This is a genomic window from Enterococcus sp. 125944 (assembly GCF_051909435.1).
Lineage (GTDB): Bacteria > Bacillota > Bacilli > Lactobacillales > Enterococcaceae > Enterococcus_D > Enterococcus_D gallinarum.
Genome location: NZ_JBQASY010000020.1, coordinates 32,656 through 47,661 on the forward strand (window position 1 = coordinate 32,656; position 15,006 = coordinate 47,661).

The window sequence follows — 15,006 nt, forward strand, 5'->3', positions numbered from 1 at the left end:
TTTCTATATGTTGTAAAATAGATTGACTAGAGAAGCAGGGAGTGTTTTTTAATTTATCACTGGAAGAAATTAAACCTTGCCCGACATTTATAGAAGTCAGCAGATTAGATGTATGGAAAGATAGAATGGGGGAAAGAACATGGATATTGTAGAAAAAAGATCGGATACGATAGCCAAAATAATCAGTGAAAATACGGATACAATCAGTGACAAAGAAATGCTTTTAGCAGAACTGATAAATGATGAACTTTTGAGAGAAGACATAACCTTTAATCAAAAGTTACAAATTATAAAACGAGTGATGGAATTAGTTGAAATCCAAGAGCCTCTTACGAAAGAAGAACGATTTGAAATTGTTTGGGAATATAAAAACTTGTTTTCAATCCGGACAATTAACTTAGATACAGGCAAATCAGAAATTACTTGGAAAAAAGATGAATTAGAGCGCTACTGCAACATGCATGGAGTAACGATGGAAGAATTCATTCATTGGAAACTTGGAAGAAAATAGTCAACGAATGATAGAAAGTCAGAAAGGGTGAAGTAATGCTAAAAGTTATGAAATTAGAAAAAATTGGCTTTAATCACTCCATAAAACGAAATGATTTCTTTAATCATGAAGGTACTTCATGGATTATACGAGCCATCTGTGGAAATCGAATCAAAGCCCGACATGTAAATGTTGGTGGAATGAAAGGGGTTCAGCATGACTTAATCGAAGCAACAGTAGTTGCACAAAAAGTCGGTACATTTGATAAAAATAATCGAGTTTCCAGAGAAACAAGAATCATAAGCACCTACAAAGTATCTTCGATACATTCGATGTCTTCTTGGGAAAAAAAGCGAACGGTAAACGTTGGAGATGTTTGTGAATTGGGAGAAAATACTTTTTACATTGCAAAGGAAATCACAGAAATCAAGTATCGCTTTATTGATGTAGTCACCGAGTTAAAAGGCTTCAGTGTGACGGAACTACCACCATTGGAAATTCAGAAACTAAAAAAACAAAGACGATTAGATGAATTAGGATGGTCGGTTTGTTAGTGACAGAAATCATTAATTCGGAGGAGAGCATATGAGTTCACTTAATCTATTCGATACATGAAATATTCACTATCTCTATGCGCTAATCCAACTCGTTTTTCAATCACAAGATTGGTTGGCGAATATTTGACTGTAGAAAGTACGATTTCGTTTTTCTCTTTATTGGTTACTTTGATTGGGAATGTTTGTTTTTGGCCGTTATCTCCAGTAAGGATTGCTTTGGGATCTCCTTGAAAGACGATTGTTGTGATTTGATAACTTCCGAGATTGATTAGTTCATTTCCTTCTTTTTTCTGTAATTCTTCAAAAGAAAGAGGTATCGTAGGTTTACTTTCTGTAGAACTAGAAGTTAAAGCTGTTTCTATCGTTTCACTGTTTTTAGTAGGGGCGTAAGAAGGGACAGGAAAAATAATTTGTAAAAACACAAAAATTATTAGTAAAATAGATAACAAAGAAACAATGATTTTAAAACGATTTGTCATTGAAAACACACCTCTTTATTTAATAATGAACGTTCGTATTCATAGTGAACAACAAAAAACAACTTTACCGAAATAGGAATATAATCCGTTGCATGTGAATGTTTCTTGTTGTAAAATATTTTCGTAAGATCTTATGGAAATAGTACAAGAAAGGGATAGAAATGTCTAGATATTCGTCAATTAATGTAGATGAAGAAACACAAAAAGAAGTAGAAATTGTGAAAGAAATTTTCGAAAAACAATATTATGGTGCGTCCTTTTCAAGACGCTCAATAATAAAAATAGCTGTTCATAAATTATATGAGGAGCTTATGAAAAATAACCAAATAAATGAAAGTGAGGACTAAAAAAATGAAAAAGATGTTTGCAAGTTTGGTGGTAGGTGCAGCTTTAGGAGTCGTATTTGTCACAGGTGGTACCGATGCTCATGCGTCAGAAGCTGATGGGGTTTGGACGCCTCGTACAGTCGATCAAATTAAAGCAGACATTGCGAAAGCCAAGGACAATCAATATACGATTGTCTGGGGAGATACATTGAGTGGAATCAGCCAAGCAACGAATATCACGGTGCAGAAACTTGCGGACATAAATAAGATTGCGAATGTGGATCTAATCTACGCAGGCAATACGTTAGTATTTGACGGCAATGTGGTTACTGCCAAAAATGATAAGGGTGAAACGGTAGCTCAAACTGTGGTTCAACCACAAGATAAGAATGATGCGAATAAACCCGTAGGCAAACAAGCACCTGCAAAACAAGCAGAAGAAAAAGCACAAGGAACAACCGCGTCTTCTCAATCACAAAACAAGCAAGGAACACCTGCGACTAGCGGCAAAACGGCTACAAGCAGTCAAGGAACAAGTGCTGCAGTTAGTGGGACAAACGGTAGTCAAACCGGGACAATCGGTTCTGTTGAGGGGACAACAACTTCTTCAGGGAAAGTAGAAACACCTGCTCAACCAAGTAAGCCAGCTACGCCAAGTCAACCAACGCAACCAAGCAAACCAGCAGAAAAACCAAGTACAGGTGGGGAACAAGGTGGATCGACAACAATTCCTGTCATTGATCCTTCAACAGTAACGGATCAAGAACCAGACCCAGTTATGATTGGAAACAGTGGAAAAGTATTTAATTCTAGAGATGAGGCAGAAGCGTATGGTTGGCAAGAAATTAAAGATGAAAATAGTAAATGGTATGGTTATGGATTTACTTTTTATGATTTAGTAAACAAAAATAATGATCCTATCAATAAATTTAGTGTTGATTTTTATGAAGCAGATCAATAATAAAACAGAATTTTTTGAATAGCTAGGTACTAAGAAACTTCTTAGTGCCTTTTTTGTTTGGAGGAAAACATGATGAGAAAATTCCCGCGGGCAAGATCCCCGGACCAAATAGAATAAAAATAATCATTCACGTCGTTATAGCTTTTGGTAACGGCGTTTTATTATAGAAAAATTTAAGAAAGGAAGCGATTCTTGTGAGGACAAGAATGAAAAAGAAATGGTTAAAAGCAGCTGCGCTTCTGGCTTTTTCTCAGTTCTGCTTTTTGACCGGGAGGTTTCAAGCACAAGCAGAAGAAACGACACCCAGTCAACCAACAGTAGAAACAACGGTACCAGCTCCCGTTGAAGCAGTTGAAATTCAACCGGCAGAAGAAGCAGTCCCAGCTATAGAAACACCAGCTGAGCCTATGCCAGGAACAGATGCGCCGACAACCAACTCAAAAGCAGCTCTTGATCAAACGATTGGGGAAGCGCAAAACCCAGGAGACAGTCCAGCGGTCACACAACCGGTAGAAACATCAGAAACAGCCATTTTACCGGAATCTTCAGAAGAAAGTACGTCGAATACGACATCCTCTTCTGAACCAGCCGAAACAACAGATACATCAGAGACAAAACCGGCAGAAGGTAATCCAACACCTGAGTTGTCTGACTCAACAGAGCCTTCTGTAGAAAACGCAACAGATACACCCGCTACTGATACAGAAAAACCAGCGGGACAATCGGTAGACACTAAGGATACGGAAGAAAAGACAGAAGACTCCGTAGTGACTACTGATACGAAAGAAACGGCGTTGTCGGAGAAAGAAGTAGAAGAAACGTTCGTTGTCACGCAACCTCGGTCTGCTCGTGTTCGTCGTGCTGCTGTTTCTACACGTGCCGCAAATACGGCAAATGTAAAAATGACAGAAGTTGCCCCACAACCGACAGAAGGTGTCTATTGGGCAGAGATGCGTTTACCAAATGGAACGCCATTTGCTTATGATAAAATTGATCTTTTTGAAGTCAATGGGAAAGTTGCCTTTTGTATTGAACCTGGGGTAAAAGGTGCTTCAGGGACATTTACAGAAGCAGCTTTAGAAACATATAAAAAAGATCCTGAACTTCGAAAAAAATTAGCGTTAATTTCATATTTTGGCTGGGAAAATAGTAAAGATAAGTCACTTCATCGTCGAATCGCAACACAATTATTAATTCATGAGCAATTGGATTCAAAACCTATGATGGTTAATAAAGTGTTGAACTACGATGCGTTCAAAAAAGAAGTTCTAGGTTTAGTGAATAATGCAACGAAAAAAGCTTCTTTTAACAATCAAACAAAGACGATAAAAATTGGCGAAACAATTGAAGTACCAGATACCAATAATGTTTTAAAGAATATCGCGAAAATTAATGTACCTAAAGGGATTACCGCAAAAATTCAAGGCAATAAATTGGTAATCACTGCAACGAAAGATGCATCTGAAAAGGCAAAAATTACTTTAGATCGTATTAAAGTAGTAGGTACTCCATTAGTTTACAGAAAAGCAGGTGTTCAAACTGTTGCAGTGTTAACTCCTGATGATCCATTAGCTTCTGTTTTAAACCTAAACGTCCTAAAACAAGGCAACCTTGAAATATTGAAAATCGATGCAGACACAAAAGAACCCCTAGCCAATGCAGAAATCAAAGTGACGATCAATGGCAAAGACCAAACCGTGAAAACCAACGAGAAAGGGATTGCGACGATCAAGAATATAACGCATGGCACAAAAGGGACTGTTGTGGAGATCAAAGCCCCAAGTGGCTACGTGTTGAACAAAACAAGCAAAGATTTCACGATCGAAGCGAATAGAACAATCAAAGTGACCCTTGAAAACAAAGAACAAAAAGGGATTGCGCGCATTTTCAAAGAAGATGCAGAAACTGGAAACAACGCACAAGGTGCTGCGACCTTAGAAGGCGCAGTCTATGGATTGTATCAAGCAGACGGGAAGAAAATCAAATCTGTTACGTTGAAAAATATCAATGGGAAAGTCCAAGCAGAAGTCAAAGATCTGAAACTCGGCTCTTACTATTGGCTAGAAGAAAAAGCGCCAGCTGGATACAATCTCAATACGAATAAGATTCATTTTGAATTAGTCTATGGGGATCAAAACAAAGAAACCGTCACAAAAGAAGTTACGGCAAAAGACCAAGTGATCAAAGGAACGATTGAAGGGGTCAAAGTCGGCAATAAAGACTTTGTGGACACGAAAGATCCTGACAATAAACCAAAACTTGCAGACATTGAAATCTCTTTGACCTCGAAAACAACCGGGAAAGTCGTTAAAGCAGTCTTGACTGACAAAGACGGTTACTTTACCTTCGGTAAAAATGCTGTTGTTTTTGATACCTATATTGTTTCTGAAACCAAAGGCAAGGAAGGCTACAAATTGTTTGAACCGTTCGAAGTAACGATTTCCGAACAAGGTCAAACCTTCCGTTACGTGTTAGAAGATCAAATCATTGAGCAACAAGTTAAAATTGTCAAAGTCGATCAAGAAACAGGCAAAGTGATTCCACTTGCTAATACGGAGTTCAAGATCTTTGACACCTTAGCGAATGAGTATGTTACTTTTGCGATTCCAAACGATACCGAAGTAACGGATATTTTCCGGACAAATGACAAAGGATACCTTGTTACGAACGGTACGTTTACCTATGGAAACAATCGCTACCGTATCGAAGAAATCAACGCACCGAGAAATTATGTGTTGAACAAAACACCGTTGGTGTTCTCGATTACCGATGATACAGAACCGATCAAAGTGATCAATTTTGCGAACCGTCAAGCACGAAAAAACGTGAAATTGTTCAAGTATGAAGAATGGAACAAGAAGAAAACACCGCTTGCCGGTGTGACGTTTACGCTGTATAACGGCGAAGGAAAAGCCTTAGGGGAATACACCACTGATACCAACGGTGAACTCCTAGTAAAAGGTTTAGTAGCCGGGGCTTACTACTTTGTCGAAAAAGCGCCATTAGAAAGCTTTCAACCAAATACAGACAAACAAGCATTTACCGTCGCATTCAAACAAAATGCGCCAGATGATGGCGAAACCTTGTTAGTTTCTGTACGCAACTACTTGATTCCACCAACCTTGGAAACACAAGCTTCGAATAAAGAAGACGGGGAAAAAGTCATTGATCCACTTGAAAAAGTGGTAATCAAAGACAGTGTTTCTTATACGAACTTGTTTGTCGGCAAAGAGTACACGATTTCAGGGGTATTGATGAACAAAGCCACAAATGCGCCGATTTTGCAGGATGGCAAAGAAATCACAAGTACGTTGACGTTTGTGGCAGACAAAACCAATGGCACAAAAGACCTGGAATTTGTGGTCAATGCCAGCGTCTTAAAAGGTCAAACAATCGTTGTTTTTGAAAAACTTTTCCGTGATGGTATTGAAGTCGCAGCACACGAAGATATTACCGATGAAAATCAAAGCGTTCGGGTAAACAATCCAACGGTTCATACCACAGCTGTATTTGAAGACGGGTTGACGGTCGCAGACCCAACGGGGCTGTTCACCTTAAACGATACCGTTGAAATTACCGAGATCCTTCCAGGAAAAGCTTACTTGGTCAAAGGAATCTTAATGGACAAAGCAACCGGTGAACCGTTGCTTGTGCATGATCAACCGGTAGAAAGTGCGGTTGGCTTTATTGCCAAAGCAGAAAATGAAACGGTGATCGTACCATTTACTTTTGATCTAACCGGCTTAAATGGTCGTGAAATCGTCGTGTTTGAAAGCTTATTCAGAAATGACGAAGAACTGGCAAATCACAAAGACATCAATGACCAAGGGCAAACGGTACGTATCACAAATCCAAGTGTTCGTACCACCGCTACACACAAAACAACTGGCTTGAAAGTGGTCAATCCATTAACAAAAGTCACCATTACAGACGCCGTGAAATACCACGATTTGATCGTTGGTAAAACCTACACAGTCAATGGGGTATTAATGGACAAAGCAACAGAAAAACCAGTGCTAGTTGATGGTAAAGAAGTCACAAGTACGTTAACGTTTGTGGCAGAAAGTACCGACGGTACAGTAAATCTAGACTTTGTGTTGGACGCACGTGCATTACGTGGAAAAGAAGTCGTTGTCTTTGAAAATCTCTTCAGAGAAGGCGTACTATTAGCCTCTCACGCAGATATTACCGATAAAGACCAAACCATCAAAATTGTCAATCCAACCATTACCACCAAAGCCACCAATAAAAATGGTGGAAAAGAGATTTTCGCTTTGCCAAATCAAACCGTGTTGGAATGGGTCAAAGTAGACGGTCTAGCAATTGGTCAGTTGTACAAGCTGATTGTTCAAGGCTACTTAACACCAGACGGCACGCCATTTGAAGGCACCCATGCAGAAAAAATCTTTACGGCAGACAAAGAAACCATGGAATTCTTGTTTGAATTCTTGGTAGATGGTCGTAATCTTGCTGGAAAAGGCTTGAGTTTTGCGGAATGGCTTCAAGCGAAAACAGAAGATGAGGAAGAAACGTTCGAAGAGGTGGCGAAACACAATGTGGATCTAACGAATAAAGATCAAACGGTACAAATTGTGGAGGCGCCAAAACCTCAAACGCCAAAAGCACCTGAACAACCACAACCAGAAGTCAAAGAAGCTGCAACGGTACCGATGTTGCCAAAAACAGGCTCTCGAGACAATGGTGTATGGGTCGTAATTGGATTGATCTTTGTTCTTGCGGCAGGATTGATTGGTTATGACTTATACAAGGCCAAAGACTAAAAAGGACGAACAAGCGGTTAGACAACTAGCCGCTTGTTTTCTTATCAAGGCGTTATTTGCGATTTTAGCTATTTTATTTGATCAATAAAGAAATCTAATCAGAAATATTTTTAAAGCCTCAGAGAAAGTGATTCTCGAGGTTTTTGGTATTAATAGTTTCAATACAGGAGGATTCTCATGGAAATCATACAAGGAAACTATTATAAGGAAAAGTTATCAAATCATCTATACAAAGCAATTGACAATCAACCGTTGCCAGATAAGTACAGGGATAAGGAAAGTGAGGCGGTTTATAAAAATTATTACTATTTTTTTGTGGTTGATCCAAAAGAAATTGATTTGAAAAAGCTCATGTTTCTTGATTGTGTAGACACTAAAGAATTAGATTTAGTTCCTGCTACAAAAAAGGAAGTAGCGTTCTATAAAGCAATAGAACTCATACTTCAAAATCAAAAAATATAAATAGAGAAGTAATGATGGTCTTGTTCGGAAAGTGTAGGGCTATGTTTTCTATTTCTTCATTGATTTATGGAAATAAGCTTTATTTTGCGATTTCAGGTGTTTTAATCAATCGATAAAGAAACTTCGAGATTGTTTCTAAAACATCATAGAAGATCATTTTAGAGGTTATTTTTATTTTCAGGAGGTGAAGTGTTCAGTGTTAATGACACTTGATAAATTTTTTATAGAAGAACTACAACGAAATGGTTATGATATTACATTTATGGAATTACGAAAAATTTATTCAAAAAGTCGCATAAGAAATCGAGAGGCTTTAGAGGAAAGAAGAAAAATACAAAATCGAGAATTTTCAAGAAAATATTGGCATGAAGTCGCAAAGCATAAGCGTCAGAAAAAAGGAAGGAATTTCAATGATAGGAAAGCGTGATTTGGCAAAAGAAATTGCTTTAGATATGGAAATGGATAGCCGAACGATTAATCAGTTGTTTAGTCTATTGTTGGATAAAATGATTGAACACTTGCAAAATGGACAGGAAATCAAATTTAATCGATTTGGAAAATTTTTAATTATTGAGGAAGTAATCTACTTTACGAATCAAGAAACAGGTGAACAGAAAAGCCATCCAGTCAAATATGTGGAGTTTGTACCAGGCTCTGAATTGAGCGATAAATCAATGAATCGTTAAAGGAAGAAGGAGACGAAAAAATGAAGAAGTTTTTTTATTGGACGTTTATTTTACCTCTTCGTGTATTACTAAAGGCCTGGCTTGTTACATGGAAATTAATTCTTCAACTGACAATTCTTTTTCGATAAGCATCGGATTAAATTGATGAGGGAGTGGTCGTAATTGGAAGACGAATTAGCGGTAAGAGTCATTTTAACTGCTGGGAAAGATAGTATCCGCTATTTATATCCTTTATTAAAAACAAAGTTAAATACACAAGCAAAAATCGCTCGTTTTACAGACAGTGAAGTATTAAACGAAAGTTTAGCCAATAGCGAAACAGCATTAAAGGTATTGAAAAAAGAGTATAAAACAAATGGTGTTGATTTCTTTTATCGGAAATTACCAGATGGGAAAATTGAGTTGCTTTTTCATGCGAAAGATCGAAATATGATTCTAGCAACAACAGAAAAAATTATGCGAGATATGCAAGAGAATTCGCAAAAATATCAAAAGAAAGAAGGAGTGGTAAAACCAATCAAAGGACAGAAAGAACCAACATTGAAGGAAGAAATCCAAAATGCTAAACAAATCCAACAAGAACTCTTAAAGAATGAACCGAAACAATCGCTAAATAAAACAATGAAGAAAAGGAAGACTGTTTGATGCAAGATAGTTCTTTTGCAACAAAACTAAAACTCGTGTGCTTTATACTTTTAGGATGCATTTTGGGATATTTTTTTCACCTATTTACTTATTTTCTATTTATTGAGAAAGAAGAAGGGATATATAAATTAATAAATAGTGCAACGAATGCGTTAACTTCTCTTACAGCTGGGAAATTTTTTTTCCACTTCGAAGCTTATCCATTAGTTGCCTTTTTTTTAGGCTTCATTATCGCCTTTCTTTTGTTTTTATTAAGTTTGGGAGACGGAAAACATCGGAAAGGAAAAGAATATGGTTCTGCTCGTTGGGCAACTGTAAGGGAATTGAAGAATTTTGCTGATAATAAGTGGGAAGAGAATAATATTGTCCTTTCAAAAGATGTCAAAATGAGTTTAACAACGAAAAATATGCCGTTGAAATATCAAAGAAACAAAAATATTCTTCTAGTTGCTGGTTCTGGTGCAGGTAAAACAGAACTATTTGTGAAGCCTAATCTATCTCAACTTCATTCCTCCTATGTAGTGACAGATCCTAAAGGAAGACTCCTTCATGAAACTGGAAAAATGATGGAAAGTCACCACTATCAGATAAAGAACTTTGATGTAAATACATTTAAAAACTGCAATCGATTCAATCCCTTTAAGTATATACACGATGAGATTACATTAAAACGTGTGATTCAAGTGATTATAGATGCGACCAACGGAGAAAATAATCGAAAAGGGGAACCTTTTTGGGATAAATCAGAAGAGTTATTGCTGAGCGCATTGTTTTCTTTTTTGTACTACAAATACAAAGGCGATCCTAAAAAAGGAATTGTAGGAACGAATGAATTACCAGCTCTATACCATGTTTCTGAGCTGATTCGTTTACTAAAAAGAGAAAATGAAGCAGTTCCTTCGGTATTAGAGATTATGTTTTCACAATTTGAAGAACGATTTGGTTCAGACAATTACGCTGTAATGCAATTTGAGAGTTTCAAAAGCTATGAAGGTGAAACGAGAAGTAGTGTCTTAGCTATTGCCACTGCACGATTCTCTATGTTCGATTTACAAGATATCCGTGAGCTATTAGAAGACGATGATTTAGAAATTGAAACTTGGATTGAAAAAAAGACCGTTGTCTACCTTACTATTCCAGATATGGACAAAACATTCAATTTCCTCGTTACAATGATTTTTATTCTAGCTTTTCGAACATTGGAATATCAAGTTGACTATGTATATGGCGGTAATCCACCGAATCATATTCGTTTTATCCTAGAAGAGTTTGCGAATCTAGGGAAGATTCCCAATATAAAAGAAGCACTGGCTGTGTTTCGTTCTCGTGAAATGAGCATTGATATTATCATACAAAATCTCAATCAATTGATCAGTATGTATAAAGATGACTGGAAAAGCTTTATTGGGAATTGCGACACATTGCTTTATCTGGCAGGTTCTACAGAACCAGATACACAAAAACTCTTTTCAGAACGTGCAGGGAAAGAAACGATTCGTATGAAAAAAATTTCGGAAAACAGAGGACGAAATGGTTCGTATTCTATTAGTCATGAAGTTTTAGGAAGAGAGTTAATTACCCAATCAGAGATTGCTGAACTATCTCGTGAAGAATGTTTAGTTTCGATTTCTTCAATGCCAATGTATAAAGGAAAAAAATATCCTTTTGGAGGACATCCATTATCAAAAGAATGGAGTAAATATAAAAATGACGAAAACTGGTATGAATTTAAACCAGAATTTCGAACGTTGGGTGAAGCATATGATTATTACAATCAAATGTTATCCCACGAACAAATTGTAGAAATAGAAGGAGCGGCTTAAATGAAAACAAAAGCATTATTATGGCTAGAAAGTCTTACGCCTCATTTAGTAGTTGGTGCGACAGCATTAGATACGATAAAAAAATTATTGACATGGTTCTTTGGCGCTGGTGCAATTGGCCTAATTATTGTTGGGGTTATCCAAATTGCAGAAAGTATGGCAGAAGCCAATGGTGGACAACGAACAAGAGGAATCATGTTAATTTTAGGTGGTTTACTTTTAGGGGGTGCTGCTGGACTTGTACAGTTGCTTACGGCGCCTCCAGGCAGCTAATAGTTCGTCGTTGTACCGAAGGGATCAAATGGAGATAGTCAACCACTCACTATCCCTTTTTTCTAAAAAAATGAAGGAGGGAGTACTATGGATTTATTTAAAGTTCTCGGTGGACAAGCAGAGCATTTGAATGAAAAAGGGTGGGATTATGTTACTACGATTATGGCAAAGTCCACGACGAAAGTAGGGATCTATTTACTTGTTTTTTTCTTAATTTTTGAATTGGCAAAAATTTTTGAAACTGCAAATAAAAACAATGAAGGAACAGTTGTACCGATTACGATGTTTCAAGCCTGTGTGAATACACTGCTTGCTGGTGCATTAGTTTCTGGGGCAATTTTTATCTTGCCGTTTATTAATGAGATTGTCGTTGGTGCGATTAATTTAATCAAAGGAACAGGCTCTTATCGACTCTTTGCATTTGCTTCTCCAGCGGTTCCTAGTGTTTTTGATGGACTAGGTAAAATTCTCTCCTGGGCGATTTCTTTTTTAGTTGGTTCTATCTCTTCTTTGGTTATTGTTGTGATTGTGTGTATGCGTACGTTTCAGCTTTATGTATATACTATATTAGCTCCCATAGCGTTTTCCTCGTTTGCTTCCAGTGAGTATCGGTCAATTGGTATTGGTTTTCTAAAACAATACTCTGCACTTTCCTTACAAGGTTTTGTGATCCTGATTATTTTAGGGATCAGTAATGCATTTTCTGCACCACAAGTAGAAGGTGCAGTCGCAGGAGGTTTTTCTTCATTAGTACAACCAGTTATTGTGATGGTGCTAATTGTTCAATCTGGTAAAATTTCGAAATCCGTTGTAGGACTAGGAGGATAGTATGGAAATAAAAGTATATAAAGATGGTTCGAAGATAGAGAGTAAGATTGTCGGATTAACACTGCGACAATTTCTTGCTCTTTTATTGATTGGTACTGTGACGATTTTTATGATTCTAAATTCGTTTTTTTTTCATATTGATGCGCTTTTTTTTGAATTGCCACTCATAGTAAGTCTTTTTATCGGTCTTTTTTTCTTTCTGATAAAAATTAATGGCTTGCCAAGTGATCATTGGTTCAAATTGAAACGGGCTTATTTACATAAGCCCAAAAAAAGAACGTATCAAACAGAAAGGATCGTAAATTATGAACGTAAAGAATTTATTCAATCGAAAAAAGTCAAAGAGACAGCCACCTTTATCCAAAACTGAGAAACTTAGGCTGAATCGGTTAAAAAGAAATGCGCAGAAGGCAAAAAATAGTTCAAGTCAGAATGTATTACGTTATACTTCTCTTTTTGAAAATGGCTTGATGCATATTGTCGATGATCATTATTCGATGACTTATGAGTTGGGATCGACTAATTATGCAACAGCAACAAATGAGGAACAAATTAACATTATTACGCAATATAATTCGATGATCAATACATTATCAAATGATCAACATTTTCAACTTACGTTAGTTGTTTCAAAGATAGATGAACAAGAGTATCGGTTACAAAATGAATTCCCTCTACAAAAGGATAAATATGATTCTTTACGAAAAGAATTAAATGAAATGATTATGACAAACTATCAAAAAGGATTAAACAATTATCAGATTGATCGATATATTACTATCGGTACAAAAGCAGAAAACAAAGTAAAAGCATTAGGAAAATTGGAAAATACGCACACACTTATGGCAAATACATTGGCCAGTATTGAGGTACCAATCAAGTCATTATCTGGTTTAGATCGTCTGCGTGTGATGAATAAGATTCTAAACCCTGATAAGCCACTATACGGGAATTTTGGTGATATTCAACGATCAATGTTGACTACAAAGGATTTAATTGCTCCAACTTCGCTTAAATTTACTAAAACAGCGATTGATATAGAAGAACGCTTCACTCAAGTGTTGTATTTAAGAGGATTTCCAATGGAGCTTTCTGATCATCTTTTTAAGGATTTGGCAGAATGTGGACAAGAACTGGTGATTACAATTCAAGCACAACCGTATTCTATTATGGAAACAAATAAACGGCTACGTGCACAAGCGACGAATGTCGAAAGTGAAGTAATCAAACAACAAAAAGTGGCGTATAAAGAAGGGTATTCACCAGATTTTATAGGGCGAGCGACGAAAGAAGCCCAAGCAGATCTTGATGAAGTGATTAAATTTGTTCGTGAGACAGGAGACAAACAATTTTCGTCCATTTTTCTTATTTATGTAACAGGAAAAACGCTTGAAGAAAGAGACGAGAATGCACGAATGATTAAAGCGATTGGGGAGAAATACGGAGCAATTTTTGCTTTTCTTGGGTATCTACAAGAAGAGGCACTAAATTCTATTTTGCCAATCGGAATGAATTTTACTGATTGTGAAAAAACATATCAAAGAGATTTAATCACCCCTAATTTGTCGATTAATTCACCTTTTACAACAGTAGATATCAACCATTTCAAAGGGAAATTCTATGGTATTAATCTATTTTCTAACAATATTATTGCTATTAATCGAAGAGATCCAAGTATGGATAACTCCAATGGGTTAATTACCGGAATTTCGGGTTCAGGAAAATCTATGACTGCAAAATACGAAATCATTACGACTCTTTTAAAAAATCCAGAGGATGAAGTGATTATTCTTTCGCCAGACAATGAATACGATGAGTTGACACAAATCTTTGATGGACAACTGGTGAAAATTGCACCTAAGACAAAGCAACATATCAATATTTTAGATTTACCGGATGAAGAGTGGTTGGAAACCGATGATGATCCTATCGGTTTAAAATCAAGCTTTTTAGTTAGTTTATTTTCTTCATTGTTTGAGAATATTTCAGAAATTCAAGAATCGATCATTGATGAAGTCACAATTAAAACGTATAGACAACATCAGTATCCAACATTACATGATTGGTATCAGATTTTAGCTACTATCAATAATGAAGAAGCACAAGATTTAGCCTATAAATTAAAACTTTATATTACAGGCTCAATGGATATATTTGCCCATAAGACGAATGTTGATTTGACTTCAAGATTCACCGTGTACAATATCAGCCAATTAAAAAATAAATTTAAGCCATTTGGTTTTATGGCATTAGAAGAAAAAATTTGGCAACGCGTCGTAGAGAATAATGCAAAAGGGATAACAACTTGGGTGTATTTTGATGAAATACAAGTATTATTATCCGGAACATCAAGTGAAATAACGAGAGAAAAATTCAAAGATATTTGGGCACGAATAAGAAAATATGGTGGGAATCCGACAGGTATTACCCAATTTATCGATACCGTACTGACAACAGAAGAAGGACGTTCGATGTTCTTTAATTCTGAATTCTTAGTATTGTTGAAGCAGAAAAAATTTGCGATTAATATTATCAAACAGCATTACAACTTAACCGAACAACAAGAACAATATTTAAAAACGCCAGCAAAAGGCAGCGGATTGATCATAGCGGGAAATACAATTGTTCCTTTTGAAAACACTATTCCTAAAGAAACAGAATTGTATCGGATTATGCAGACAGATTAGTGAGGGAT

At 36.5% G+C, this 15,006-nt stretch carries 15 protein-coding genes; 14 read left to right on the top strand and 1 reads right to left on the bottom strand.

The genetic code is table 11. The features are described 5' to 3' along the window. Window positions 1-139 precede the first annotated feature (139 nt). Together ACTFWY_RS14865 and ACTFWY_RS14870 are read left to right on the top strand one after the other, a co-directional pair. Window positions 140-511, top strand: a complete 372-nt coding sequence (locus tag ACTFWY_RS14865) for a hypothetical protein (RefSeq protein ID WP_439927136.1) — start codon at window positions 140-142, stop codon at window positions 509-511. A gap of 35 nt (window positions 512-546) precedes the next feature. Beyond that, on the top strand, window positions 547-1,044 hold the full coding sequence (locus ACTFWY_RS14870; protein ID WP_252704691.1) for a hypothetical protein: 498 nt from the start codon (window positions 547-549) through the stop codon (window positions 1,042-1,044). A 41-nt stretch (window positions 1,045-1,085) separates the two neighbouring features. On the opposite strand, the gene ACTFWY_RS14875 is transcribed toward ACTFWY_RS14870, so the two are convergent. After that, complete coding sequence (locus ACTFWY_RS14875; protein ID WP_439927137.1) at window positions 1,086-1,526, bottom strand: hypothetical protein; 441 nt, start codon at window positions 1,524-1,526, stop codon at window positions 1,086-1,088. A 161-nt stretch (window positions 1,527-1,687) separates the two neighbouring features. Between ACTFWY_RS14875 and ACTFWY_RS14880 the strand changes: the two genes are divergently transcribed. From ACTFWY_RS14880 to ACTFWY_RS14935, 12 genes are all read left to right on the top strand, one after another. Next, window positions 1,688-1,873 carry a hypothetical protein gene (locus ACTFWY_RS14880; RefSeq protein ID WP_123864073.1) on the top strand — a complete coding sequence of 62 codons (186 nt, stop codon included), beginning with the start codon at window positions 1,688-1,690 and terminating at the stop codon, window positions 1,871-1,873. Between the two features lie 4 nt (window positions 1,874-1,877). Next, the gene (locus ACTFWY_RS14885) at window positions 1,878-2,813 is read left to right on the top strand and encodes a LysM peptidoglycan-binding domain-containing protein (protein ID WP_439927139.1); all 936 of its coding nucleotides are present in this window, start codon (window positions 1,878-1,880) and stop codon (window positions 2,811-2,813) included. A gap of 206 nt (window positions 2,814-3,019) precedes the next feature. Further along, window positions 3,020-7,594 (top strand): VaFE repeat-containing surface-anchored protein, encoded by a 4,575-nt coding sequence (locus ACTFWY_RS14890; RefSeq protein WP_439927141.1) that lies wholly within the window; start codon window positions 3,020-3,022, stop codon window positions 7,592-7,594. Window positions 7,595-7,771: 177 nt separating this feature from the next. Further along, a complete protein-coding gene (locus ACTFWY_RS14895; protein WP_439927143.1) occupies window positions 7,772-8,056 on the top strand; it encodes a hypothetical protein in 285 nt (94 codons plus the stop codon). Between the two features lie 196 nt (window positions 8,057-8,252). Then, window positions 8,253-8,483 carry a hypothetical protein gene (locus ACTFWY_RS14900; RefSeq protein ID WP_252704571.1) on the top strand — a complete coding sequence of 77 codons (231 nt, stop codon included), beginning with the start codon at window positions 8,253-8,255 and terminating at the stop codon, window positions 8,481-8,483. Beyond that, the gene (locus tag ACTFWY_RS14905) at window positions 8,467-8,742 is read left to right on the top strand and encodes an HU family DNA-binding protein (protein ID WP_252704570.1); all 276 of its coding nucleotides are present in this window, start codon (window positions 8,467-8,469) and stop codon (window positions 8,740-8,742) included. Before ACTFWY_RS14900 ends, ACTFWY_RS14905 begins: the two co-directional genes overlap by 17 nt. Window positions 8,743-8,904: 162 nt before the next feature. After that, window positions 8,905-9,387 carry a hypothetical protein gene (locus tag ACTFWY_RS14910; protein WP_252704569.1) on the top strand — a complete coding sequence of 161 codons (483 nt, stop codon included), beginning with the start codon at window positions 8,905-8,907 and terminating at the stop codon, window positions 9,385-9,387. Window positions 9,388-9,449: 62 nt separating this feature from the next. Further along, window positions 9,450-11,210: a VirD4-like conjugal transfer protein, CD1115 family gene (locus ACTFWY_RS14915; protein ID WP_439927144.1), complete on the top strand. Its 1,761-nt coding sequence runs from the start codon at window positions 9,450-9,452 to the stop codon at window positions 11,208-11,210. Continuing rightward, window positions 11,211-11,483, top strand: a complete 273-nt coding sequence (locus ACTFWY_RS14920; RefSeq protein WP_252704567.1) for a hypothetical protein — start codon at window positions 11,211-11,213, stop codon at window positions 11,481-11,483. It begins immediately after the preceding gene. 87 nt (window positions 11,484-11,570) lie between these two features. Next, window positions 11,571-12,311 carry a hypothetical protein gene (locus ACTFWY_RS14925; protein ID WP_252704566.1) on the top strand — a complete coding sequence of 247 codons (741 nt, stop codon included), beginning with the start codon at window positions 11,571-11,573 and terminating at the stop codon, window positions 12,309-12,311. Window position 12,312: 1 nt separating this feature from the next. Next, window positions 12,313-12,681 (top strand): PrgI family protein, encoded by a 369-nt coding sequence (locus ACTFWY_RS14930; RefSeq protein WP_252704565.1) that lies wholly within the window; start codon window positions 12,313-12,315, stop codon window positions 12,679-12,681. Further along, the gene (locus tag ACTFWY_RS14935) at window positions 12,617-14,998 is read left to right on the top strand and encodes a VirB4-like conjugal transfer ATPase, CD1110 family (RefSeq protein ID WP_252704564.1); all 2,382 of its coding nucleotides are present in this window, start codon (window positions 12,617-12,619) and stop codon (window positions 14,996-14,998) included. Before ACTFWY_RS14930 ends, ACTFWY_RS14935 begins: the two co-directional genes overlap by 65 nt. Window positions 14,999-15,006: the final 8 nt, after the last annotated feature.

Excerpts from the sequence above, each read along its gene's own strand:
- ACTFWY_RS14865 (WP_439927136.1), top strand. The coding sequence starts at position 140 with ATGGATATTGTAGAAAAAAGATCGGATACGATAGCCAAAATAATCAGT.
- ACTFWY_RS14870 (WP_252704691.1), top strand. The coding sequence starts at position 547 with ATGCTAAAAGTTATGAAATTAGAAAAAATTGGCTTTAATCACTCCATA.
- ACTFWY_RS14875 (WP_439927137.1), bottom strand. The coding sequence starts at position 1,526 with ATGACAAATCGTTTTAAAATCATTGTTTCTTTGTTATCTATTTTACTA.
- ACTFWY_RS14880 (WP_123864073.1), top strand. The coding sequence starts at position 1,688 with ATGTCTAGATATTCGTCAATTAATGTAGATGAAGAAACACAAAAAGAA.
- ACTFWY_RS14885 (WP_439927139.1), top strand. The coding sequence starts at position 1,878 with ATGAAAAAGATGTTTGCAAGTTTGGTGGTAGGTGCAGCTTTAGGAGTC.
- ACTFWY_RS14890 (WP_439927141.1), top strand. The coding sequence starts at position 3,020 with ATGAAAAAGAAATGGTTAAAAGCAGCTGCGCTTCTGGCTTTTTCTCAG.
- ACTFWY_RS14895 (WP_439927143.1), top strand. The coding sequence starts at position 7,772 with ATGGAAATCATACAAGGAAACTATTATAAGGAAAAGTTATCAAATCAT.
- ACTFWY_RS14905 (WP_252704570.1), top strand. The coding sequence starts at position 8,467 with ATGATAGGAAAGCGTGATTTGGCAAAAGAAATTGCTTTAGATATGGAA.
- ACTFWY_RS14920 (WP_252704567.1), top strand. The coding sequence starts at position 11,211 with ATGAAAACAAAAGCATTATTATGGCTAGAAAGTCTTACGCCTCATTTA.
- ACTFWY_RS14925 (WP_252704566.1), top strand. The coding sequence starts at position 11,571 with ATGGATTTATTTAAAGTTCTCGGTGGACAAGCAGAGCATTTGAATGAA.
- ACTFWY_RS14930 (WP_252704565.1), top strand. The coding sequence starts at position 12,313 with ATGGAAATAAAAGTATATAAAGATGGTTCGAAGATAGAGAGTAAGATT.
- ACTFWY_RS14935 (WP_252704564.1), top strand. The coding sequence starts at position 12,617 with ATGAACGTAAAGAATTTATTCAATCGAAAAAAGTCAAAGAGACAGCCA.